At 74.4% G+C, this 26,866-nt stretch carries 2 protein-coding genes; both read left to right on the top strand.

Going from position 1 to position 26,866, the window contains the following annotated elements; all coding sequences use genetic code 11:
* Positions 1 to 41 precede the first annotated feature (41 nt).
* The gene (locus ABD269_RS27380) at positions 42 to 9,641 is read left to right on the top strand and encodes a type I polyketide synthase (RefSeq protein WP_425572996.1); all 9,600 of its coding nucleotides are present in this window, start codon (positions 42 to 44) and stop codon (positions 9,639 to 9,641) included.
* 55 nt (positions 9,642 to 9,696) lie between these two features.
* Complete coding sequence (locus ABD269_RS27375) at positions 9,697 to 26,790, top strand: SDR family NAD(P)-dependent oxidoreductase (RefSeq protein ID WP_425572995.1); 17,094 nt, start codon at positions 9,697 to 9,699, stop codon at positions 26,788 to 26,790.
* Positions 26,791 to 26,866: the final 76 nt, after the last annotated feature.

Below are 26,866 nucleotides of genomic sequence, written 5' to 3'. Positions count from 1 at the left end.
CGGCAATGAACAACGACGCAGCCGGGAACAAGGGCACAGCCGTGAACAACGAGGACAAGCTCCGCGACTACCTCAAGCGGGCGACCGCCGACCTGCGCCAGGCGCGCCGCAGGCTCCGCGAGGTCGAGGACCGGCACCAGGAGCCCATCGCCATCGTCGCGATGAGCTGCCGCTACCCCGGGGGCGTACGGACCCCCGAGGACCTGTGGCGGCTCGTCGCGGGCGGCGAGGACGCGATCTCCGGCTTCCCGACCGACCGCGGCTGGGACATCGAGACCCTCTACGACGCCGACCCCGAGCAGGCCGGCTCCAGTTACGTCAGCGAGGGCGGATTCCTCTACGACGCAGGCGGCTTCGACCCGGCGGTGTTCGGGATCTCCCCGCGCGAGGCCCTCGCCATGGACCCGCAGCAGCGCCTGCTGCTGGAGACGTCCTGGGAGGCGTTCGAGCGGGCCGGGATCGACCCGACCGCCCTGCGCGGCAGCCGCACCGGTGTCTTCGCCGGTGTGATGTACCACGACTACACCTCGCGCCTCGACTCCGTGCCCGAGGGCGTCGAAGGCTTCCTGGGGACCGGCAGCTCCGGCTCCATCGCCTCCGGCCGCGTCAGTTACGTCTTCGGCCTTGAGGGCCCGGCGGTCACCGTCGACACGGCCTGCTCGTCCTCGCTGGTGACCCTGCACATGGCCGTGCAGGCGCTGCGCGCAGGCGAGTGCTCCCTCGCCCTCGCGGGCGGCGTGACCGTGATGGCCACCCCCTCGACGTTCACCGAGTTCAGCCGCCAGCGCGGGCTCGCCGCCGACGGCCGCTGCAAGCCCTTCGCGGCCGCCGCCGACGGCACGGGCTGGGGCGAGGGCGTCGGGATGCTGCTCGTCGAGCGGCTCTCCGACGCGCAGAAGAACGGCCACAAGGTGCTGGCGGTCGTCCGGGGCTCGGCCATCAACCAGGACGGCGCGAGCAACGGCCTGACCGCGCCCAACGGCCCGTCCCAGCAGCGCGTCATCCACCAGGCACTCGCCGGCGCCCGGCTGACCACGGCCGAGGTCGACGCGGTCGAGGCGCACGGCACGGGCACGACGCTGGGCGACCCGATCGAGGCGCAGGCGCTGCTCGCGACGTACGGCCAGGACCGCCCGGCCGACCAGCCGCTGCTGCTGGGCTCCATCAAGTCCAACATCGGCCACACGCAGGCCGCCGCCGGTGTCGCCGGCATCATCAAGATGGTCAAGGCCATCGAGCACGGCGTGCTGCCCAAGACCCTGCACGTCGACGAGCCGACCCCGCACGTGGACTGGTCGGTCGGCGCCGTATCGCTGCTGACCGAGACCACCCCGTGGCCCGAGACCGGCCGGCCGCGCCGCGCCGCCGTCTCCTCCTTCGGCTTCAGCGGCACCAACGCCCACACCATCCTCGAACAGGCCCCCGTCCCTGAGGAGTCCGACGAGGCGACGGCCGAGCAGGCCCAGCCGCCGGCCGAGCCCAAGGCACTGGACGTGATGCCGTGGCCGGTCTCCGGCAAGAGCCGGGCCGCGCTGCGCGCCCAGGCCGAACGGCTGCTGGCGCACCTGGAGTCCGGGACGGCGGCGCGCCCGCTGGACGTGGGTCTGACGCTGGCGACCGCGCGGGCCGCCCTGGACCACCGTGCCGTGGTGCGGGGCAAGGACCGCGACGAGCTGCTGGCCGGCCTCGCGACTCTCGCCGAGGGCGGCATGGCCCCGGGCGTGGTGCAGGGTTCGGCGGTCGGCGGGCAGGTCGCCTTCGTCTTCCCCGGCCAGGGCTCGCAGTGGGTGGGCATGGCCACCGGGTTGTTGGACGCCTCCCCGGTGTTCGCCGCCCGGATCGAGGAGTGCGCTGCCGCGCTGGCGGAGTTCTGCGACTGGTCGCTGGTGGACGTCCTGCGCGGTGTCGAGGGTGCGCCGTCCCTGGAGCGCGTCGACGTGGTCCAGCCGGTGCTGTTCGCGGTGATGGTGTCGCTGGCGGAGCTGTGGCGTTCGCTGGGTGTTGAGCCGTCGGCTGTGGTCGGTCATTCGCAGGGTGAGATCGCCGCTGCGTGTGTGGCGGGAATCCTGTCGCTTCAGGACGCGGCGCGTGTTGTCGCGCTGCGCAGTCAGGCGATCGGCCGGGTGCTGGCGGGCAAGGGCGGCATGGTGTCCGTGGCGCTGCCCGTCAGTGAGGTACGTGAGCGGATCGCCGCGTGGGGTGAATCCCGTATTTCCGTGGCGGCCGTCAACGGCCCCTCCTCCGTGGTCGTTTCCGGCGAGCCCACGGCGCTCGATGAGCTGATCGCTTCCTGTGAGGCGGACGAGGTGCGGGCCCGTAAGGTCCCGGTGGACTACGCCTCGCACTCCGCCCAGGTCGAGCTGCTCCGTGACGAGCTGCGCCAACTCCTCGCCCCGGTGCGGCCAAAGGCCGCCGAGGTGCCGTTCCTGTCCACCGTGACCGGTGAATGGGTCGAGGGCCCCGAGCTGGATGCCGAGTACTGGTTCACCAACCTTCGCCAGACCGTCGAACTCGAAGGCGCCGTCCGCCGTCTGCTCGACGAGGGCTTCGGAGCTTTCATCGAGTCCAGCGCGCACCCGGTGCTCGCCATGGGCGTGCAGGAGACCGCCGAGGACGCTGGCCGCGAGGCCGCCGTCATCGGGTCGCTGCGCCGTGACGAGGGCGGCCTGGAGCGCTTCTTCACCTCGCTGGGCGAGGCGTGGACGCGCGGCGTGAATGTCGACTGGGACGCGGTCTACGGGGGTACGGGCGCCGAGCGCGTCGAGCTGCCGACGTACGCCTTCCAGCACCAGCACTACTGGCTGGAGGCGGGTGCCCCCGCCGTGGCCGTGGACCCGGTCGAGGCCCGCTTCTGGGAGGCCGTGGAGCGCGAGGACTGGCAGGCGCTCGCCGCCGAGCTCGCGGTCGACGGCGACGAGCGGGCCAGCGCGCTGCTGCCCGCCCTGGCGAACTGGCGCAAGCAGAGCCGCAAGCAGTCCACCGTGGACGGCTGGCGCTACCGCGTGACCTGGAAGCCGCTGTCCGAGGGCACCGCCGCACGGCTGTCCGGCTCCTGGCTGCTGGTCGTGCCCGAGTCCGCGGCCGACGACTGGGCCGCCGGCGCGACCCGCCTCCTCACCGAGCGCGGCGCCGACGTACGACAGCTCGTCATGGACACAGGCACGGACGGCCGGGAGTCCCTCACCGCGCTGCTCCGGCAGGCGGCCGCGGAAGCCCCCTTCACCGGTGTGCTCTCACTGCTGGCGCTGACCGACCGGCCGCACCCCGTCCACACCTCCGTCCCCGCCGGCGCCGCGGCGCAGCTGGCGCTGGTCCAGGCGCTGGGCGACGCGGAGATCACCGCGCCGCTGTGGTCCGCCACCCGCGGTGCGGTGTCGGTCGGCGGCGCGGACCGGCTGGAGTCGCCCGCGCAGGCGCTGGTCTGGGGCCTCGGCCGGGTGGCCGCCCTGGAGCACGGCGAGCGCTACGGCGGCCTCGTCGACCTCCCGGAGACCGCCGACGACCGGGCGCTGGCCCGGCTGGTGACCGTCCTGGCCGGTGCCGAGGACGAGGACCAGGTCGCGATCCGTACCACCGGTCTGTTCGTACGCCGCCTGGTTCGTGCCCCGCTGGCCGAGACCGCACCGGTGCGGAGCTGGCAGCCGTCCGGTACGACGCTGGTGACCGGTGGTACGGGTGCGCTGGGTGCGCATGTGGCCCGCTGGCTTGCACGCAACGGTGCCGAGCACCTGCTGCTCACCAGCCGCCGTGGCGCGGACGCGCCGGGCGCGGCCGAACTGCGCGAGGAGCTCACCGCGCTGGGCGCCGAGGTCACCATCGCCGCCTGCGACGTGGCCGACCGCGAGGCCGTCGAGTCGCTGCTCGCCGGCATCCCGGCCGAACAGCCGCTGACCGCCGTGGTGCACACCGCCGCGGTGCTCGACGACGGCGTGATCGAGAGCCTGACGCCCGAGCAGGTCGACCGGGTGCTCAAGGTCAAGGTCGACGCCACGCTCCACCTGCACGAGCTCACGCGCGAGCTGGACCTCTCGGCGTTCGTGCTGTTCTCCTCCTTCGCCGCCACCTTCGGCGCGCCCGGCCAGGGCAACTACGCGCCGGGCAACGCCTTCCTGGACGCCTTCGCCGAGTGGCGCCGCGCCGCCGGGCTGCCCGCGACCTCACTGGCCTGGGGCCCGTGGGGCGAGGGCGGCATGGCCGAGGGCGGGGTCGGCGACCGGATGCGCCGGCACGGCGTCATCGAGATGTCGCCCGAACTGGCCGTCACCGCGCTCCAGCACGCACTGGACCGGGACGAGCCGGTGCTGACCCTCGCCGACATGGAGTGGAAGCGCTTCGTCCTCGCCTTCACCTCCGGCCGCTCCCGGCCGCTGCTGCACGACCTGCCCGAGGCACGCGACGTCATCAAGGACATGGCGGGCGCCGAGGCGGAGGACTCCGGCGCCGCCGCCCTCGCCCAGCAGCTCCACGGGCTGCCCGAGGCGGAGCAGGAGCGACTGCTGCTGGAGCTCGTACGGACCGCCGTCGCGGCCGTCCTGGGCTACACCGAGGCCGTCGAGGCCACGCGCGCCTTCAAGGAGCTGGGCTTCGACTCGCTCACCGCGGTCGAGCTGCGCAACCGGCTCGGCGCCGCCAGCGGGCTCAAGCTGCCGCCGACGCTGATCTTCGACTACCCGACCCCCGCCGTGCTCGCCAGGCACCTGCGCGCCGAGCTCGCAGGCGGGCAGCTCGCCACCGCGGCACCGCTGCCCACGGCGGCCGCGCTCGCCGACGACGAGCCGATCGCGATCGTCGCGATGAGCTGCCGCTTCCCCGGTGGCGTACGGACCCCCGAGGAGCTGTGGCAGCTCCTGGCCACCGGTGGTGACGCGCTGTCGGAGTTCCCGGCCGACCGCGGCTGGGACGTGGAGTCCCTCTACAACCCGGACCCGGACGCGCAGGGCACCAGCTACACCCGCGAGGGCGGATTCCTCACCGGCGCCGCCGAGTTCGACCCCGCCTTCTTCGGCATATCGCCGCGCGAGGCGATGGCCATGGACCCGCAGCAGCGGCTGCTGCTGGAGACGTCCTGGGAGGCGTTCGAGCGGGCGGGCATCGACCCGGCCGCCCTGCGCGGCAGCCAGACCGGCGTCTTCGCCGGCACCAACGGCTCCGACTACTCCATCCTCATGCGGAACACCACCGACGGCTACGAGGGCCACCTGGCCACCGGCAGCGCCGCCAGTGTGGTCTCCGGCCGCGTCAGCTACGTCTTCGGCCTGGAGGGCCCGGCGGTCACCGTCGACACGGCCTGCTCGGCGTCCCTGGTGGCGCTGCACCTGGCCGTGCAGGCGCTGCGGACCGGCGAGTGCTCCCTCGCCCTCGCGGGCGGTGTGACCGTGATGGCCACCCCCGGCACCTTCATCGAGTTCAGCAGGCAGCGCGGTCTGTCCTCCGACGGCCGCAGCAAGGCGTTCTCCTCGGACGCCGACGGCTTCAGCCCCGCCGAGGGCGTCGGCATGCTGCTGGTCGAGCGGCTCTCCGACGCGCGGAAGAACGGCCACCCGGTCCTGGCGGTCGTCCGGGGCAGCGCGATCAACCAGGACGGCGCGAGCAACGGCCTGACGGCGCCCAACGGCCCGTCCCAGCAGCGCGTCATCCGGCAGGCGCTCGCCAACGCCCGGCTGTCCGCGGCCGACGTGGACGTGATCGAGGCGCACGGCACGGGCACGACGCTGGGCGACCCGATCGAGGCGCAGGCGCTCCTGGCCACCTACGGCCAGGACCGCCCGGCCGACCAGCCGCTGCTGCTGGGCTCGGTGAAGTCCAACATCGGCCACGCCCAGGCGGCCGCCGGTGTGGCGGGCGTGATGAAGATGGTGCTGGCCATGCGGCACGGCGTCATACCGGAGTCGCTGCACATCGCCGAGCCCACCCCGCACGTGGACTGGTCGGCGGGCGCGGTCTCCCTGGTGACGGAGGCCACTCCGTGGCCCACGACGGAGGCCCCGCGCCGCGCGGGCATCTCCTCCTTCGGCTTCAGCGGCACCAACGCGCACGTCATCGTCGAGCAGGCCCCGGCCGAGGAGCCGGCCGCGGCCTCGGCCGAGGAGCCGACCCGGCAGCCGGGCGTGCTGCCGTGGGTGCTCTCCGGCAGGACCCGGGCCGCGCTGCCCGCGCAGGCCGAGAAGCTGCTCTCGCACCTGGCTGCCGACGCGGACCTGAGCCCGGCGGACATCGGCTACTCGCTCGCTGTCACCCGCTCCGCTCTCGACGAGCGAGCCGTGCTGGTGGGCACCGACCGTGACGATTTCGTCCGCGCACTGGACGCCCTGGCCCGTGGCCAGGCCCTGCCCCAGCTGGTCCAGGGAGCCGGAATCGGGGGTAAGGCCGCATTCCTGTTCCCAGGACAGGGGTCGCAATGGGTAGGCATGGCCATCGAGCTGTTGGATGCTTCGCCAGTGTTCGCTGCCCGGATTGAGGAGTGCGCTGCCGCGCTGGCGGAGTTCGCCGACTGGTCGTTGGTGGACGTCCTGCGCGGTGTCGAGGGTGCGCCGTCGCTGGAGCGGGTGGATGTCGTCCAGCCGGTGCTGTTCTCCGTGATGGTGTCGCTCGCGGAGCTGTGGCGCTCGTTCGGTGTGCGTGCGGACGCGGTGGTCGGCCACTCGCAGGGCGAGATCGCGGCCGCGTGTGTGGCGGGAATCCTGTCGCTTCAGGACGCTGCTCGCGTCGTCACGCTGCGCAGTCAGGCTATTGGCCGGGTGCTGGCGGGCAAGGGCGGCATGGTGTCCGTGGCGCTGCCCGTCAGTGAGGTCCGGGATCGGATCGCCGCATGGGGTGAATCCCGCATCTCGGTGGCGGCCGTCAACGGCCCCTCTTCCGTGGTCGTTTCCGGTGAGCCCGAGGCTCTCGATGAGCTGATCGCTTCGTGTGAGGCGGATGAGGTTCGGGCGCGTAAGGTCCCGGTGGATTACGCCTCGCACTCCGCCCAGGTCGAGCTGCTCCGTGACGAGCTGCGTGAACTTCTGGCCCCGGTGCAGCCGAAGGCGGCCGAGGTGCCGTTCCTGTCCACGGTGACGGGGGAGTGGGTCAAGGGCCCCGAGCTGGACGCGGACTACTGGTTCACCAACCTCCGCCAGACCGTCGAACTCGAAGGTGCTGTCCGCCGTCTGCTCGACGAGGGCTTCGGAGCCTTCATCGAGTCCAGCGCGCACCCCGTGCTGACGATGGGTGTGCAGGAGACCGCCGAGGACGCGGGCCGTGAGGCCGCCGTCATCGGATCGCTGCGCCGTGACGAGGGTGGCCTGGAGCGCTTCTTCACCTCGCTGGGCGATGCGTGGACGCGCGGGGTCGACGTCGACTGGGACGCGGTCTACGAGGGCACCGGCGCCGCACGCGTCGAACTCCCCACCTACGCCTTCCAGCACCAGCACTACTGGCCGGAAGCGGCCGAGCCGGAGGCGGGCACCGAGGTGCTCCCGAAGGACGCGACGGACGCCCGCTTCTGGGAGGCCGTCGAGCGCGAGGACCTGGAATCGCTCGCCGGGACGCTGGAGTTCGAGGACGCCGAGGCGCTGGGCTCGCTGAGCGCCGTGCTGCCGGCCCTGTCCGCCTGGCGCAAGCAGGCCCGCGAGCTGTCCGCCCTGGACGACTGGCGCTACCGCGTGACCTGGAAGTCGCTGCCCGAGGGGCCGTCCGCACGGCTCTCCGGCACCTGGCTGCTGGTCGTGCCCGAGTCCGCGATCGCCGATGACTGGGCACTCTCCGCCCTGACCGCGCTGGCCGAACGCGGCGCCGACGTACGCCAGCTCACGCTGGGCGCCGGGGAACTGGACCGCGAGTCGGTCACCCGCCGGGTGCGCGAGGAGCTCGACGGCGCCGCGCCGGTGGCCGGTGTGCTGTCGCTGCTCGCCTTCGACGCGCAGCCCGCCCCGGGCACGGACGGTGTCGACGCCGGACTGACCGGTTCCGCAGCGCTGATCCAGGCGCTGGGCGACCTCGGGACCGACGCGCCGCTGTGGTGCGCGACCCGCGGCGCTGTCTCCGTCAGCCGCTCCGACCGGCCGGACAACCCGGCACAGGCGCTGGCCTGGGGCCTGGGCCGTACGGCGGCGCTGGAGTACCCGGAGCGCTGGGGCGGTCTGGTCGACCTGCCCGAGACCGCCGACGAGCGGGCGCTGGCCCGGCTGACGGCGATCCTGGCCGGGTCCGAGGACGAGGACCAGCTCGCGATCCGCGCTGCCGGTGTCTTCGCCCGACGGCTCTCCCGCGCCCCGCTGGCCGACACCGTGCCGGTGCGGAGCTGGCAGCCGTCCGGTACGACGCTGGTGACCGGTGGTACGGGTGCGCTGGGTGCGCATGTGGCCCGTTGGCTGGCGCGCAACGGTGCCGAGCACCTGCTGCTCACCAGCCGCCGTGGCGTGGACGCGCCGGGCGCGGCCGAGCTGCGGGACGAGCTCGTCGGTCTCGGCGCGCGGGTCACCGTCGCCGCCTGCGACGTGGCCGACCGCAAGGCCGTGGAGTCGCTGCTCGCCGGTATCCCGGACGGGCAGCCGCTGACCGCCGTGGTGCACGCGGCGGGCGTCCTCGACGACGGCGTGCTGGACGCGCTGACGCCGGGCCGGTTCGCGACGGTGCTCGGCCCCAAGGCCGACGCCGCCCGCCACCTGCACGAGCTCACCCGGGACCTGGAGCTGTCCGCGTTCGTGCTCTTCTCCGGCATCGCGGGCACGCTCGGCGACGCCGGTCAGGGCAACTACGCGGCGGCCAACGCGTATCTCGACGCGCTGGCCGAGCAGCGCCGGGCCGACGGGCTGCCCGCGGTCTCCGTGGCCTGGGGCCGCTGGGGCGACACCGGTCTCGCGGCCGGCGGGGCCATCGGCGAGCGGCTGGACCGGGGCGGCGTGCCCGCCATGGCACCGGACTCGGCGATCAGGGCGCTGCAGCAGGCCCTGGACCACGCCGACACGGTCGTGGCCGTCGCCGACATCCAGTGGGACCGCTTCGCCTACGGCTACACGGCGGTGCGGCGCAGCCCGTTCATCGCCGACCTGCCCGACGTCAGGCGGCTGGCGGACACCGGTCCGGCCGGCGGCGACGCCGGTCAGGCCGCGGCCCCCGCGGACGCACTGCGGCAGCAGCTGGCCGGGATGTCCCGGGCCGAGCAGTCCCTGGTCGTCCTGGACCTGGTGCGCGGCAACGCGGCCGCCGCGCTGGGGCACCCCTCGACCGACGAGGTGGGCGCGGGCCGGGCGTTCAAGGAGCTGGGCTTCGACTCGCTCATCGCGCTCGAACTCCGCAACCGGCTCGGTGCCGCCACCGGGCTGAAGCTCCCCGCCACGCTGGTCTTCGACTACCCGACGCCGGGCGTGCTGGCCGAATTCCTGCACGCCGAGATCACGCAGGACGGCGGCGCGGCGGCGGCCGCACCGGGAATCGCGGAGCTGGAGAAGCTGGAATCCGCGCTTTCCGTGCTCGACCCCGCCGGTGAGGACGGCGAGACCCGGGCCGGTATCGCCGCCCGGCTGCAGGCGCTCCTCGCCAGGTGGGACGAGCCGCGCGGGAGCAAGGCGGACACCAACACCGGCGGGACGGTGACGGAAAAGCTGCAAGAGGCAACGCCGGATGAGGTCTTCGACTTCATCGAGAAAGAACTCGGAATCTAAGGATCTAAGGTCCGCGGGCGCAAGGTTTGTGACGAGAAGCATGGGTGAGACTCCAATGTCGGATCAGGACAAGATCCTCGACTACCTCAAGCGGGTAACTGCCGATCTGCACCAGACGCGGCAGCGTCTTCGGGAGGTCGAGGCGCAGGAGCCTGAGCCGATCGCGATCGTCGGCATGAGCTGCCGCTTCCCCGGAGGTGTCACTTCTCCGGAGGAGCTGTGGCGGCTCGTGGCCGCGGGCGACGACGCCATAGTGGACTTCCCCACGGACCGTGGCTGGGACGTCGATTCGCTCTTCGACGCCGACCCCGACCAGCAGGGCACCAGCTACACCGACAAGGGCGGGTTCCTCGACGGCGCGGGCGAGTTCGACGCGGCGTTCTTCGGGATCTCGCCGCGCGAGGCCATCGCCATGGACCCGCAGCAGCGGCTGCTGCTGGAGACCGCCTGGGAGGTGTTCGAGCGGGCCGGTGTCGACCCGGCCACGCTGCGCGGCTCCAAGGCCGGGGTGTTCATCGGCACCAACGGCCAGGACTACCCGGAGCTGATGCACCGGCTGCCGCAGGGCGCCGAGCAGTACCTGCTGACCGGCAACGCGGCCAGCGTTATCTCCGGCCGTATCTCCTACACCTTCGGCCTGGAGGGCCCGGCGCTCACCGTCGACACGGCGTGCTCCTCGTCGCTGGTGGCGCTGCACCTGGCCGTCCAGGCGCTGCGCAACGGCGAGTGCTCGCTGGCGCTGACCGGCGGTGTCACCGTGATGAACAGCCCCCGGGCGTTCATCAACTTCAGCCGGCAGCGGGGCCTCGCCCCCGACGGCCGCTGCAAGGCGTTCGCCGACGGCGCCGACGGCACCGGCTGGGGCGAGGGCGTCGGCATGCTGCTCGTGGAGCGGCTCTCCGACGCCCGTAAGAACGGCCACCCGGTCCTCGCGATCGTCCGTGGTTCGGCGATCAACCAGGACGGCGCGAGCAACGGTCTGACGGCGCCCAACGGGCCGTCCCAGCAGCGCGTCATCCGGCAGGCACTCACCGACGCTCGGCTCACCCCCGCCCAGGTGGACGCCGTCGAGGCGCACGGCACCGGCACCAGCCTCGGCGACCCGATCGAGGCGCAGGCGCTGCTGGCCACCTACGGCCAGAACCGGCCCGACGGCCGGCCCCTGTGGCTGGGCTCCATCAAGTCCAACTTCGGCCACACCCAGGCCGCCGCCGGTGTCGCCGGCATCATCAAGATGGTCAAAGCCATCGAGCACGGCGTGCTGCCGCAGACCCTGCACGTCGACGCGCCCTCGCGGGACGTGGACTGGACGGCGGGCGCGGTCGAGCTGCTCACCGAGGCCCGGCCGTGGCCGGGAACCGGCCAGCCGCGCCGCGTCGGCATCTCCTCCTTCGGCGTCAGCGGCACCAACGCCCACACCGTCATCGAGCAGGCACCCGCCGAGGACCGCACCCCCGAGGACGCCCCCGAGAGCCCGGACCCGGCGGGCCAGGCCGCGCCCGGCGATTCGATACCCCTGCTGGTCTCCGGGCAGAGCCCGCAGGCGCTGCGCGCCCAGGCGGAGCGGCTCGCCGCCCACCTCGCGGCCGGCCCGGGCCTGTCCCTGACCGACCTCGGCCACTCGCTGGCCACCACCCGCGCCACCCTCGACCACCGTGCCGTGCTGATCGCCCCATCGGTCGGCGGCGCGGAGGAACTGCTGCGCGCGCTGGCCGACGGCGGCACGTCCGCCGACCTGGTCCAGGGCCAGGCCACCGAGGGCAAGACGGCGTTCCTCTTCACCGGCCAGGGCAGCCAGCGGGCTGGCATGGGCCGTGAGCTGTACGCGGCCGTCCCGGCCTTCGCCGAGGCGCTGGACGCGGTCTGCGCCGAGCTGGACCAGCACCTCGAACGGCCGCTGCGCGACGTCATGTTCGACGCCGACAGCACCGAGCTGGACCGGACCGGCTACACCCAGCCCGCGCTGTTCGCCATCGAGGTCGCGCTGTTCCGGCTGCTGGACGGCTGGGGCGTCAAGCCCGACTTCCTCGTCGGCCACTCCATCGGCGAGCTGGCGGCCGCCCATGTGTCCGGAGTCCTGACTCTCGCGGACGCGGCGAAGCTGGTGGCCGCCCGCGGCCGGCTGATGCAGGAACTCCCGGCCGGCGGCGCCATGATCGCGGTCCAGGCGTCCGAGGAGGAGGTGCTCCCGCTGCTCACCGAGCGGGTGAGCATCGCCGCCCTCAACGGCCCGCAGTCGGTGGTCGTCGCCGGTGACGAGGACGCGACGGTCGTCATCGCCGAGCACTTCGAGGCGCAGGGCCGCAAGACCAAGCATCTGACGGTCAGCCACGCGTTCCACTCGCCGCGCATGGACGGCATGCTCGACGCCTTCCGCGAGATCGCCCAGGGTGTCACCTACCACCCGCCGGTCGTCCCGATCATCTCCAACCTGACCGGCGCCTCCGTCTCCGCCGCCGAGATCTGCACGCCCGACTACTGGGTGCGGCACGTCCGGGAAGCGGTCCGCTTCACCGACGGCATCGGCCGGCTCCAGGCGTACGGCGTCTCCACCTATGTGGAGCTCGGCCCGGGCGGCGTCCTGACCGCCATGGCCCAGGACTGCGTCACCACCGACGACGCCGCCTTCGTGCCGCTGCTGCGCGCCGACCGCCCCGAGGTCAGGGCGCTGACCGGCGCGCTGGCACAGGCGCACGTGCACGGCGTCCGCGTCGACTGGACCGCGGTCCTCGCCGGCTCCGGCGGCCGCCGCGTCGAACTGCCCACCTACGCCTTCCAGCGCGAGCTGTACTGGCCCGAGGCGGCCGGCCCCTGGACCGGTGACGTCACCGCCGCCGGCCTCGGCTCGGCCGACCACCCGCTGCTGGGCGCCGCGGTGTCGCTGGCCGACGCCGCGGGCTTCCTGTTCACCGGCCGCCTCTCCCTGCAGACGCACCCCTGGCTCGCCGACCACACCGTGATGGACACGGTGCTGCTGCCCGGCACCGCCTTCGTCGAACTCGCCGTCCGCGCGGGCGACCACGCAGGCTGCGACGTGCTCGAAGAGCTCACCCTGGAGGCGCCGCTGGCGCTGCCCGCGCAGGGCGGGGTGCAGCTCCAGGTGGCCGTCGGCGCGCCGGACGGCTCCGGCCGCCGCTCGCTGACCCTCCACTCGCGCCTGGAGGAGTCCGCCGACGGCACCGGCTGGGGCGAGGGCGAGTGGACCCGGCACGCCACCGGTGTGCTCGCCACCGGCGCCACCGCTCCCGCCGCCGACCTCGCCGCCTGGCCGCCGGCCGGCGCCACCGAGGTCCCCGTCGACGGCCTCTACGAATGGCTGACGGAGAGCGGCTTCGCCTACGGCCCGGTCTTCCAGGGCCTCAAGGCCGCCTGGCAGCAGGGCGACGACATCTACGCCGAGGTCCGCCTCCCGGAGAGCGCCGTCGAGGAGGCCGGCCTGTTCGGCCTGCACCCGGCGCTGCTGGACGCGGCCCTGCACGGCGTCGGCATGGGCTCCCTGCTGGAGCCGACCGAGCACGGCCGGCTCCCGTTCTCCTGGAGCGGCGTCGCCCTGCACGCGGTCGGCGCCGCCGCGCTGCGGGTACGGCTCTCGCCCAACGGCCAGGACACCGTGGCCGTCCTCGTGACCGACGAGAGCGGGGTGCCGGTCGCGTCCGTCGACGCGCTGCTGCTGCGCCCCGTCGCCCCGGAGCAGGTGCACGCCGCCCGCTCCACCTTCCACGACTCCCTCTTCCGCGTCGACTGGACCCCGGCGGCCGTCCCGGCCGCCACCACCGTCGCCGCCGGACAGTGGGCACTGCTCGCGGACGCCCCCGCCCCCGAGCTCACCACCGCCCTGCCCACCGCCGCCGCGTACTCCGGCCTGGCGGCCCTCGCCGAGGCCGTCGCGGCCGGCGCCCCCGTGCCGCAGGCGGTCGTCGTACCGGTCTTCGGCCCCGACGGGCCCGACGCCGAGCGGCTCACCGCCGACGTCCGGGCCGCGCTGCACCGCACGCTCGAACTGGCCCAGGACTGGCTCACCGACGACCGGTTCGCCGACTCGCGCCTGGTGATCGCCACCCGTGGCGCGGTCGCCACGGCCGCCGACGCGGACGTCGCCGACCTGGCGCACGCCCCGCTGTGGGGCCTGCTGCGCTCCGCGCAGTCGGAGAACCCCGACCGCTTCGTGCTGCTGGACGTGGACGGCCGGGACGAGTCCTACCGTGCCCTGCCGACCGCGCTCGCCTCCGACGAACCCCAACTGGCCGTCCGCGCCGGGACCGTGCTCGTACCCCGGCTGGCCCGCGTCGCCGCCGAGGCCGGGCAGACCGTCCCCGCCCTCGACCCCGAGGGCACCGCCCTGGTCACCGGCGCCACCGGAACCCTGGGCGGGCTGGTCGCCCGGCACCTGGTCGCCGAGCACGGCGTACGGAACCTGCTGCTGCTCAGCCGCCGCGGCGCCGCGGCGCGAGGCGCCGACGAGCTGGCCGCCGAACTGCGCGCGGCCGGCGCCGAGGTGACCCTCGCCGCCTGCGACGTGGCCGACCGGGACGCGCTCGCCGCGGTCCTGGCCGCCGTCCCGGCAGCCCACCCGCTGACCGCCGTGGTGCACACCGCCGGTGTCCTCGACGACGGCATCCTCGGCTCGCTCACCCCCGAGCGCGTCGACCGGGTGCTGCCCGCCAAGGTCGACGCCGCGCTCCACCTGCACGAGCTGACCCAGGGCGTGGACCTGGCCGCGTTCGTCCTGTTCTCCGCCGCCGCCGGTACCCTCGGCGGCCCCGGCCAGGCCAACTACGCCGCCGCCAACACCTTCCTGGACGCCCTCGCCCAGCGCCGCCGCGCCCAGGGCCTGCCCGCCACCGCCCTGGCCTGGGGCCTGTGGGCCGAGCGCAGCGGCATGACCGGCGACCTGGACGACACCGACATCCAGCGCATCACCCGCGCCGGAGTCGCCGCGCTGTCCTCCGAGGACGGCCTGCACCTGATGGACACCGCGCTGGCCGTCGGCGCCCCCGCCCTCGTGCCGATGCACCTGGACCTGGCGCCGCTGCGCCGGGCCACCGACGCGAGCCAGGTGCCCGCGCTGCTGCGCGGCCTGGTGCGGCTGCCCGGCCGCCGGGTCGTGGAGGCGGGCGGTGCCGCCCCCGTCGGCGGGCTCGCCGAGCGGCTGCTCGGCCTGTCCGTGCCCGAGCGCGACAAGCTGCTGCTGGAGCTGGTCCGTACCCAGGTCGCCGCGGTCCTCGGCTACGCGGGACCCGAAGCCGTCGACGCCACCCGGGCGTTCAAGGAGCTGGGCTTCGACTCGCTCACCGCCGTCGAGCTGCGCAACCGCATCGGCGCCGTGGCCTCCGTCCGGCTCCCGGCCACCCTGGTCTTCGACTACCCGACGCCCACCCTGCTGGCCCGCTTCCTGCGCACCGAGATCCTCGGCGCCGACGCGGACGGCGCCGCCGCCAAGGTGACCACCACCGCGATCGCCGACGACGAGCCGATCGCCATCGTCGGCATGAGCTGCCGCTACCCGGGCGGCGTCAGCAGCCCCGAGGAGCTGTGGCAGCTCGTCCTGGGCGCCGGGGACGCCATCTCCGGCTTCCCGACCGACCGCGGCTGGCAGCTGGACGGGCTGCAGAGCGACAACCAGAGCGAGGCCGGCACCAGCGCCACCATCGAGGGCGGCTTCCTCTACGACGCGGGCGAGTTCGACCCCGACTTCTTCGGGATCAACCCGCGCGAGGCCCTCGCCATGGACCCGCACCAGCGGCTGCTGCTGGAGACGTCCTGGGAGGTCTTCGAGCGCGCGGGCATCGACCCGGCCACCGTGCGCGGCAGCCGGACCGGCGTCTTCGCCGGTGTGATGTACCACGACTACCTGTCCCGGCTGACCGCGCTGCCCGAGGGCCTCGAGGGCTACCTCGGCACCGGCACGGCGGGCAGCGTCGCCTCCGGCCGCATCGCCTACACCTTCGGCCTGGAGGGCCCGGCGGTCACCATCGACACCGCGTGCTCCTCGTCGCTGGTCGCCCTGCACCTCGCCGCGCAGGCGCTGCGCAACGGCGAATGCACCATGGCGCTCGCCGGTGGTGTGACCGTCATGGCCACCCCCGACACCTTCGTGGACTTCAGCCGCCAGGGCGGTCTGTCCACCAGCGGCCGCTGCAAGTCCTTCGCGGCGGCGGCCGACGGCACCGGCTGGTCCGAGGGCGTGGGCATGCTGCTCGTCGAGCGGCTCTCCGACGCCCGTAAGAACGGCCACCCCGTCCTCGCCGTCGTGCGCGGCACGGCGGTCAACCAGGACGGCGCCAGCAACGGCCTGACGGCGCCCAACGGCCCGTCGCAGCAGCGCGTCATCCGCGCGGCGCTGGCCGGAGCGGGCGTGTCCGCGGCCGACGTGGACGTCGTCGAGGCGCACGGCACGGGTACGACGCTGGGCGACCCGATCGAGGCACAGGCGCTCCTGGCCACCTACGGCCAGGAGCGGCCCGAGGGACAGCCGCTGCTGCTGGGCTCCATCAAGTCCAACATCGGCCACACCCAGGCCGCCGCCGGTGTCGCCGGCATCATCAAGATGGTCATGGCGATGCGCAACGGCGTACTGCCCAAGACCCTGCACGTCGACGAGCCGTCCCCGCACGTCGACTGGTCGGCGGGCGCGGTCTCGCTGCTGACCGAATCGGTGGAGTGGCCCGAGACGGGCCGTCCGCGCCGCGCGGGCATCTCCTCGTTCGGCGTGTCCGGCACCAACGCGCACACCATCATCGAGCAGGCCCCGGAACCGGAGGCCGTACCGGAGCCCACCCCCGCCGCGCCCCCGCGCGCCGCCGGTGCGGTGCCCTGGATGCTGTCGGCGAAGAGCGTCCCCGCGCTGCGCGACCAGGCCGCGCGGCTCCGCGCCCACCTGGACGACGCCACGGAGATCACTCCGGCCGACCTCGGTTACTCGCTGGCCGTGACGCGGGCGGCGCTCGACCACCGTGCGGTGGTCGTGGGTACGGACCGCGCGGCCCTGACCGCGGGCCTGGAGGCGCTGGCGCGCGGTGAGTCCGCGGCGAGCGTGGTCGAGGGTTCGGTGGCCGGTGGCAGGACGGCGTTCCTGTTCACGGGCCAGGGCAGCCAGCGGCTGGGCATGGGGCGTGAGCTGTACGACGCGTTCCCGGTGTTCGCGGAGGCGCTGGACGCGGTTTGCGCCGAGCTGGACGCGCACCTCGAACTGCCGCTGAAGAGTGTGCTGTTCGGGGACGACGCTGCGGCGCTGGACCGTACGGGCTTCACGCAGCCCGCGCTGTTCGCGGTCGAGGTGGCACTGTTCCGTCTCGTCGAGGCGTGGGGCATCACGCCCGACTACCTGTCCGGCCACTCGATCGGTGAGCTGGCCGCCGCGCATGTGGCGGGCGTGCTGTCCCTCGCCGACGCCTCCAAGCTGGTGGCCGCACGCGGCCGCCTGATGCAGGAACTCCCGGCCGGCGGCGCGATGATCGCGGTCCAGGCCTCGGAGGACGAGGTCCTCCCGCTGCTGACCGACCGCGTGAGCATCGCCGCCCTCAACGGCCCGTCGTCGGTGGTCGTCGCCGGTGACGAGGTTGCGGCTGTCGCCATCGCCGAGCACTTCGAGGCGCAGGGCCGCAAGACCAAGCGGCTGACGGTCTCGCACGCGTTCCACTCGCCGCGCATGGACGGCATGCTGGACGCCTTCCGCGCGGTCGCCGAGGAGCTCTCGTACGCGGCCCCGAAGATCCCGATCGTCTCCAACCTGACCGGCGCCCTGGTCTCCGCCGAGGAGATCACCGACCCGGAGTTCTGGGTCCGTCACGTCCGCGAGGCCGTGCGCTTCCTCGACGGCATCCGCGCCCTTGAGGCGCAGGGCGTCACCACCTTCGTCGAGCTGGGCCCCGACGGCATCCTCACCGCGATGGCGCAGGACTGCGTCACCGGCGAGGACACGGCGCTCTTCGCCACGCTGCGCAAGGGCCGGCCCGAGGCCGAGTCGCTGACGCACGCCGCGGCCCGGGCGCACGCCCGCGGCCTGCTGGTGGACTGGGAGGCGTACTTCGCCGGCACCGGCGCCGCGCGCGTCGAGCCGATCACGCTGCCCACGTACGCCTTCCAGCGCCGCCGCTTCTGGCTGCGCTCGCCCGCCGGCGCTGTCGGCGACGTGGAATCGGCGGGCCTGGGCCGCGCCGACCACCCGCTGCTGGGCGCGGCCGTGGAACTGGCCGACTCCGACGGCTTCCTGTTCACCGGGCGGCTGTCGCTGGAGACCCACCCGTGGCTGGCCGACCACGCCGTCATGGGCACCGTGCTGCTGCCCGGCACCGCGTTCGTCGAGCTGGCGATCCGGGCCGGTGACCAGGTCGGCTGCGACCGGCTGGACGAACTCACCATCGAGGCGCCGCTGATCCTCCCCGAGCGGGGCGCGCTCCAGCTGCAGATCGTGGTCGGCGCCGCGCACGGCGCGAACCACCGCACGGTCGAGCTGTACTCGCGGGCACAGGACGCCACCCTGGAGGAGCCGTGGATCCGGCACGCCAGCGGTGTGCTGACCACGGGTGCCCCGCAGCCTTCCTTCGACCTGGCCGAGTGGCCGCCGCCGGGCGTCGAGGCCGTCCCGGTCGAGGGCCTCTACGAGCACCTGGCACAGGGCGGGTTCGCCTACGGCCCGGTCTTCCAGGGGCTCAAGGCCGCCTGGCTGCGCGGCGAGGAGGTGTTCGCCGAGGTCGAGCTGGCGGAGGAACGCCGCTCGGAGGCCGCGGCGTTCGGGCTGCACCCGGCACTGCTGGACGCCGCGCTGCACTCCACCTTCGCCCGCCCCGACGGCGACGAGCAGGGCAGGCTGCCGTTCTCCTGGAGCGGGGTGTCGCTGTACGCGGTCGGCGCCGGCGCGCTGCGGGTGCGGCTGAGCCCGGTCGGCGACGACGGCATGACCCTGGAGCTGGCCGACGGCACCGGTGCGCCGGTGGCCGCCGTCGAGCACCTGGCGCTGCGCCCGGTCGGGACCGGCACGCTCGGCGGCGGACGCTCCGCCGCCTACCACGAGGCACTGTTCCGCCTCGACTGGGCCACCGTGCCCACGACCGCCGCCGCCGACACCACGCCGTGGGCGGTACTCGGCGCCGACGCACCGGCCGGGCTCACGTCCGGCGCGGCCGTCCACGCCGACCTGGCCGCCCTCGGCGCGGCCGTCGAGGCGGGGGCCGAGGCGCCCGCGTACGTCATCGCCCACCGCGCCCCGCGGCAGACCGGCGACGACCCGACGGCGGCCGCCCACACCGCCGTTCAGGACGCTCTCGCCCTGGTGCAGGAGTGGCTGGAGGACGAGCGTTTCGCCGCCTCCCGCCTGGTCCTGGTCACCCAGGGCGCGATCGCCACCCAGGGCGACACCGGGGTGCACGACCTGGCGCACGCGCCGGTATGGGGCCTGGTGCGCTCGGCGCAGTCGGAGAACCCGGACCGGCTGGTGCTGGCCGACCTCGACGGCGACACCGCCTCGTACGGGACGCTGGCCGCCGCCCTCGCCTCCGGCGAACCGCAGTTCGCGCTGCGCCACGGCACCGCGCACGCGCCGCGCCTGGCGCGCGTCGCCGCGGCGGGCGCCATGGTGCCGCCGGCCGACGAGCCGGCCTGGCGCCTGGACATCCTGGACAAGGGCACGCTGGAGAACCTGACCCTGCTGCCCGCCCCGGAGGCCACCGCGCCGCTGGAGGCCGGACAGGTGCGGGTCGCGGTCCGGGCCGCCGGCCTGAACTTCCGCGACGTACTCAACGCGCTGGGCATGTACCCCGGCGACGCCGGACTCATGGGCAGCGAAGGCGCCGGCGTGGTCCTGGAGACCGGCCCCGGTGTCACGGACCTGGCCCCCGGTGACCGCGTGATGGGCATGCTGCCCGGTGGCTTCGGCCCGCTGGTGGTCGCCGACCGCCGGATGATCGCCCCGATGCCGGCCGGCTGGAGCTTCGCCGAGGCCGCGTCCGTCCCGATCGTCTTCATGACGGCCTACTACGCGCTGCGCGACCTGGCCGGCCTGGAGAGCGGCGAGTCGCTGCTGGTGCACGCCGCGGCCGGCGGCGTCGGCATGGCCGCGGTGCAACTGGCCCGGCACTGGGGCGTGGACGTCTTCGCCACCGCCAGCCCCGGCAAGTGGGACACGCTGCGCTCGCTCGGCCTCGCCGACGACCGCATCGCCTCCTCCCGCGACCTGGCCTTCGAGGAGAAGTTCCGCGAGGTCAGCGAGGGGCGCGGCGTCGACGTCGTACTGGACTCGCTGGCACGCGAGTTCGTGGACGCCTCGCTGCGGCTGCTGCCGCGCGGCGGCCGGTTCGTCGAGATGGGCAAGACCGACGTCCGGGTGCCCGAGGAGGTCGCCGCCGAGTACGCGGGCGTCTCCTACCAGTCCTTCGACCTGACCGAGGCGGGCCTGGACCGCATCCAGGAGATGCTCCGCGAGCTGCTCGCGCTGTTCGAGAGCGGCGCGCTGCGGGCGCTGCCGGTCACCTCGTGGGACGTACGGCAGGCCCCCGACGCGTTCCGCCACCTCAGCCAGGCCCGGCACATCGGCAAGGTCGTCCTGACCGTGCCCGCCGCCTGGAACCCGGACGGCACGGTGCTGATCACCGGCGGCACCGGCACCCTGGGCGGCCTGGTCGCCCGGCACGCGGTGACCGAGCGCGGCGCCCGGCACCTGCTGCTCACCAGCCGTCGCGGCGAGCAGGCCGCGGGTGCGGCCGAACTCGCCGCGGAACTGCGCGCGCTGGGCGCCGAGGTGACCATCGCCGCCTGCGACGCCGCCGACCGCGAGGCGCTGGCCGCGACGCTGTCCGCCGTACCGGCCGCACACCCGCTGACCGCCGTGGTGCACACCGCCGGTGTGCTCGACGACGGCGTCCTCGGCTCGCTCACCCCGGAGCGGCTGACGAAGGTGCTGCGCCCGAAGGTGGACGCGGCGTGGAACCTGCACGAGCTGACCGAGGGCCTGGACCTCGCCGACTTCGTGCTGTTCTCCTCCTCCGCCGGCACCTTCGGCGGCGCCGGCCAGGCCAACTACGCGGCCGCCAACTCCTTCCTGGACGCCCTGGCCCGGCACCGGCGCGGCCGGGGCCTGGCCGCCACCTCGCTGGCGTGGGGCCTGTGGGCCGAGGCCAGCGGCATGACCGGCGAGCTCGACGAGACCGACAAGTCCCGGCTGAGCCGCTCCGGGGTGCTGGGGCTGTCCTCCGCGGAGGGCCTGGCGCTCTTCGACACCGCCCACGAGGTGGGTGAGGCGCTCCTGGTGCCCATGCAGCTCGACCTGGCACCGCTGACGGGCGCGCCCGTCGACATGGTGCCCGCGCTGCTGCGCGGCCTGGTGCGCGGCGGCACCGCCCGCCGCACCGCCGGGACGGGCGCCGCCTCGGACGGCACCTCGCTGGTGGAGCGCCTGGTCCGGCTGGACGCATCGGAGCGCGACGCGGCCCTGCTGGAGCTGGTGCGCACCCAGGTCGCGGTCGTCCTCGGCCATGACTCGCCCGACGCCGTCGAGGCGGGCCGGGCGTTCAAGGACCTCGGCTTCGACTCGCTGACCGCGGTCGAGTTCCGCAACCGGCTCGGCTCGGCCGCCGGCCTGCGGCTTCCGGCCACCCTGGTCTTCGACTACCCGTCACCGACGGCCCTCGTCGGCTATCTGCGTGACGAGCTGCTCGGCTCCGAGGCGGCCGTCGCCCTGTCGGCGCAGACCGCCGCCGGGGCCGGTGCGGACGACGACCCGATCGCGATCGTCGCCATGAGCTGCCGCTTCCCCGGTGACGTCCGTACGCCCGAGGACCTGTGGGAGCTGCTGGCCGAGGGCCGGGACGGTATCGCGCACCTCCCGGCCGAGCGCGGCTGGGACATCGAGGGCCTCTACGACCCGGACCCGGACCGGCCCGGCACCTCGTACGCCCGCGAAGGCGGCTTCGTCTACGACGCCCACCACTTCGACCCGTCGTTCTTCGGGATCAACCCGCGCGAGGCCCTCGCCATGGACCCGCAGCAGCGGCTGCTGCTGGAGACCGGCTGGGAGGCGTTCGAGCGGGCCGGCATCGACCCGGTCGGGCTGCGCGGCAAGCAGGTCGGCGTGTTCGTCGGCCAGATGCACAACGACTACGTCTCGCGGCTCCAGACCTTCCCCGAGGGCGTCGAGGGCTACCTGGGCACCGGCGGCTCCAGCTCCATCGCCTCCGGCCGGGTCAGCTACGCCTTCGGCCTGGAGGGCCCGGCGGTCACCATCGACACGGCGTGCTCGTCGTCGCTGGTCGCCCTGCACCTGGCGGCGCAGGCGCTGCGCAACGGCGAGTGCTCGCTGGCGCTGGCCGGCGGTGTCACGATCATCACCACGCCGACCGTGTTCACCGAGTTCAGCCGCCAGCGCGGGCTCGCCGCCAACGGCCGCTGCAAGCCCTTCGCGGCGGCTGCCGACGGCACCGCCTGGGGCGAGGGCGTCGGCATGCTGCTCGTCGAGCGGCTCTCCGACGCCCGCAAGAACGGCCACCAGGTGCTGGCGGTCGTGCGCGGCACCGCCGTCAACCAGGACGGTGCGAGCAACGGTCTGACGGCGCCCAACGGCCCGTCGCAGCAGCGCGTGATCCGGCAGGCCCTGGCCAACGCCGGTCTGTCGGCTGCCGAGGTCGATGCGGTCGAGGCGCACGGCACCGGCACGACCCTGGGCGACCCGATCGAGGCGCAGGCGCTGCTGGCCACCTACGGCCAGGAGCACGCCTCCGAGCAGCCGCTCTACCTGGGCTCCATCAAGTCCAACTTCGGTCACACGCAGGCCGCCGCCGGTGTCGCGGGCATCATCAAGATGGTGCTGGCGATGCGGCACGGTCTGCTGCCGAAGTCGCTGCACATCGACGAGCCCTCGCCGCACGTCGACTGGGAGGCGGGCGCGGTGGAACTGCTCGCCGAGTCCCGGCCGTGGCCGGAGACCGGGCGGGCCCGCCGGGCCGGTGTGTCCTCCTTCGGCATGAGCGGCACCAACGCGCACGCCATCATCGAGCAGGCACCGGTGGAGGAGCCCGCTCCCGCCGGGGCGCCGGTGGCGAAGCCCGGCGTGCTGCCGTGGGTGCTCTCCGCCAGGACCCCCGAGGCGCTGCGCGCCCAGGGAGCCCGGCTGCGGGCGCATCTGGACACCGCCGAACCCGCGGTATCCGTCGCCGACATCGGGCACGCGCTGGCCACCGGCCGGGCCTCCTTCGAGCACCGCGCAGTGCTCGTGGCGGGCGACCGTGACGGCTTCCTGTCCGGGCTGGACGCCCTCGCCGAGGGCCGCACCGCCGCCTCGGTGACGCTGGGCCAGGCCGCTGATGGCAGGACCGCGTTCCTGTTCACCGGCCAGGGCAGCCAGCGGCTGGGCATGGGCCGTGAGCTGTACGCCGCCTACCCGGTCTTCGCGGAGGCGCTGGACGCGGTGTGCGACGAGCTGGACCGGCACCTGGAACAGCCGTTGAAGACCGTGGTCTTCGGCGACGACGCCGAGCTGCTGAACCGGACGCAGTACACCCAGCCCGCTCTCTTCGCGGTCGAGGTGGCGCTGTTCCGCCTCGTGGAGTCCTGGGGCCTGAAGGCCGACTTCCTCTCCGGTCACTCCATCGGCGAGCTGGCCGCCGCGCACGCCGCCGGGGTGCTGTCCCTGCCGGACGCGGCGAAGCTGGTCGCCGCGCGCGGCCGGCTGATGCAGGAACTCCCGGCGGGCGGCGCCATGATCGCCGTGCAGGCGTCCGAGGACGAGGTGGCGCCGCTGACCGGCAAGCGGGTCGGCATCGCCGCCGTCAACGGGCCGGCGTCGGTGGTGATCGCGGGTGACGAGGACGCGGCTCTGGAGATCACCGCCGCGTTCGAGGCGCAGGGCCGCAAGACCAAGCGCCTCACTGTCAGCCACGCCTTCCACTCGCCGCACATGGACGCCATGCTGGACGCGTTCGCCGAGGTGGCGAAGTCGCTGTCGTACGCGGCCCCGCGCATCCCGGTCGTCTCCAACCTGACCGGCGGGGTGGTCCCCGCCGAGGAGATCACCGACCCCGGCTTCTGGGTCCGCCACGTCCGGGAGGCGGTCCGCTTCCTCGACGGCGTACGGACGTTGGAGGCGCAGGGCGTCACCACCTTCGTGGAGCTGGGCCCGGACGGTGTCCTCACCGCGATGGCGCAGGACTGCGTCACCGGCGACGGACTGTCCTTCCTCCCCGTCCTGCGCTCCGGCCGCCCCGAGCCCGAGACCTTCGTCACCGCACTGGGCGGCTCCCACGCCCGGGGCGCGGACCTGGACTGGGCCGCGGTCCACCCGGGCGCGGGCCGCCGGGTCGAGCTGCCGACCTACGCCTTCCAGCGGCAGCCCTTCTGGCTGCAGGCCGGTTCGGCCGGCGGCGACGCCTCCTCGATCGGCCTGCACGCGGCCGACCACCCGCTGCTCGGCGCGGCCCTGGAGCTGCCCGACTCGGACGGCGTCGCCTTCACCGGGCGCCTGTCGCTGGCGACGCACGGCTGGCTGGCCGACCACGCCGTCATGGGCGCGGTCCTGCTGCCGGGCACCGCGTTCGTGGAGCTGGCGCTCCGCGCGGGCGAGCACGTCGGCTGCGACCTGCTCGACGAGCTCACCCTCGAAGCCCCGCTGATCCTGCCCGAACAGGGCGGCGTACAGCTGCGGTTGTCGCTCGCCGCGCCCGACGAGGCGGGACGGCGCGCGCTGACGCTGCACTCCCGCGCGGAGAGCGCCGCCTCCGACGAGCCGTGGCTGCGGCACGCCACCGGCGTGCTGGCCGCGGGCGGCGAACACCCGCCCGCGTCCGAGCCGGGCGCCTGGCCGCCGGCGGACGCGGAGCCGGTCGCGACCGAGGGTCTCTACGAGGGCCTGGCCGACTCCGGCTTCGGCTACGGGCCGGTGTTCCAGGGCCTCACGGCCGCCTGGAAGCGCGGCGAAGAGGTCTTCGCCGAGGTGCGGCTGCCCGAGGACGCCGGGGCCGACGCCAAGGCCTTCGGGCTGCACCCCGCCCTGCTCGACGCCGCGCTGCACGCCCTCGGGCTGGCCGCCGCCGAGTCCGGCGGCGGGCAGGGCAGGGTGCCGTTCGCCTGGACCGGGGTCTCGCTGCACGCCGTGGGCGCCTCCGCGCTGCGGGTGCGGATCTCCCCGGCCGGCAACGGCTCCGTCTCCCTGGAGCTCGCCGACGTGACGGGCGCCCCGGTGGCCTCGGTGCGGGGCCTGGCGCTGCGCACGGTGGCGCCGGAGCAGCTCGGCGCGGGCAGCACGGTCAAGGACGCGCTGTTCCGGGTCGAATGGACGCCCGTCCACGCCGCGCAGACCGAAGCGGTCCCCGCCGCCCGGTGGGCGGCCGTGGGCTCCGACGCGCTCGGGCTCACCGCCCACCCGGACCTGGCAGCGCTGGCCGCCGCGATCGAGGCGGGCGACGAGGCACCGGAGTATGTGTTCTTCGTGCCGGGCGCACGGCCCTGGGAGCAGGGCACGGACACCCCCACCATGACGCATCGGATCTCCGCCGACCTGCTGGACGTGGTGCAGGGCTGGCTGGCCGACGAGCGGTTCGCCGCCGCCCGGCTGGTCGTCCTGACCTCCCGCTCGGTGATCGCCGCCGCAGGCGACCCGATGATGCACGTGTCGAGCGCCGCGGCCCTGGGCCTGGCACGCACGGCCCAGCAGGAGAACCCGGACCGCATCGTCCTGGTGGACATCGACGGGCGCGGCGAGTTGCAGGCGAACGTGGCCGCCGCGCTGGCCGCGGGCGAGCCGCAGGTGGCCGTCCGCGACGGAGCGGTCCTGGCACCGCGCCTGGCGCGTACGGCGCCCGAGGCATCCGGGACAGAGGCCGCGGCCTGGGACACCGACGGCACGGTGCTCGTCACCGGCGCCGGCGGCATGCTGGGCGGCCTGGTGGCCAGGCACCTGGTGGCCGAACACGGCGTACGCCACCTGCTGCTGGTCAGCCGCCGCGGCCAGGACGCCCCGGGCGCACTCGGACTCGGCGACGAACTGGCCCGGTCGGGCGCGACCGTCACCTGGGCGGCCTGCGACGTGGCCGACCGTGAGGCACTGGCCGCCGTGCTCGCCGCGGTTCCGGCCGACCGCCCGCTGACCGGCGTCGTGCACACCGCCGGTGTGCTCGACGACGGCGTGATCGGTTCGCTCACCCCGGAGCGCCTGGCGCACGTCTTCCGTCCGAAGGTGGACGCGGCGTGGAACCTGCACGAGCTCACGCGCGGTCTCGACCTCTCGGCGTTCGTGCTCTTCTCCTCCGCCGCCGGTGTCTTCGGCGGCGCGGGCCAGGGCAACTACGCCGCGGCCAACTCCTTCCTGGACGCGCTGGCACAGTGGCGCAGGGAGAACGGCCTGCCCGCCACCTCGCTCGCCTGGGGCCTGTGGGCCGAGGGCGGCATGGGCGGCGAGCTGGACGAGACGGAGATCGCCCGCATCCGGCGCGGTGGCGTCGTCGCCATCACCGCCGAGCGGGGCCTGGAGCTCTTCGACGCGTCCGTCCGTACGGACGAGGCGTCGCTGGTGCCCATGCCGCTGGACCTGGCCGCGCTGCGCGCCCAGGCGGGTGCCGACATGCTGCCGCCGCTCTTCCGCGGCCTGGTCCGGACGCCGGTGCGGCGCGCCGCCGAGTCCGCGGCGGCCACGGCCGGCGGGGCCGAGGCGCTGCTGCAGCGGCTCGCCGCGCTGACCGGGCCGGAGCGGGAGGAGGCGCTGGTGGAGCTGGTCTGCACGCAGGTGGCGGCCGTGCTCGGCTACCCGGGCCCCGAAGCGGTCGACCCGGCGCGCTCGTTCAGCGAGGTCGGCTTCGACTCGCTCACCGCGGTCGAGCTGCGCAACCGGCTCGGCTCGGCCACCGGCGTACGGCTCCCGGCCACGCTGATCTTCGACTACCCGACACCCGAGGCCCTGGTCCGGTTCCTGAGCGGCGAGCTCGTGCCGGACGACGCGAACGCGGTGACCCCGCTGCTCGCCGAGCTCGACCGGCTGGACGCGTCCCTCAGCGGGGCCGCCCCGGACGACGAGGGCCGGACCAGGATCACCGCCAGGCTCCAGGCCCTGCTGGCCAAGTGGAGCGACGACCGAGCACCGGAGGACGGCGCCGACGCCACCGACGAGATCGAATCGGCGACGGACGACGACCTCTTCGAGTTCATCGGCAAGGAATTCGGGATCTCCTGACTGTGACCGTGACCGATACGGCGACCGCGAACGGCCTGACCGGCCCCGACCTTCTGGATTCCTCGAAGGGGAACGC

Source organism: Streptomyces blastmyceticus, assembly GCF_039521185.1.
GTDB classification, from domain to species: Bacteria; Actinomycetota; Actinomycetes; order Streptomycetales; family Streptomycetaceae; genus Streptomyces; species Streptomyces blastmyceticus.
The sequence above is the reverse complement of the archived record's forward strand: the minus strand, read 5'-3'. Positions and strand labels throughout refer to the sequence as shown.

What these genes read in the sequence shown, in the direction of transcription:
- ABD269_RS27375 (WP_425572995.1), top strand. Translation starts at nt 9,697, where the DNA reads ATGTCGGATCAGGACAAGATCCTCGACTACCTCAAGCGGGTAACTGCC.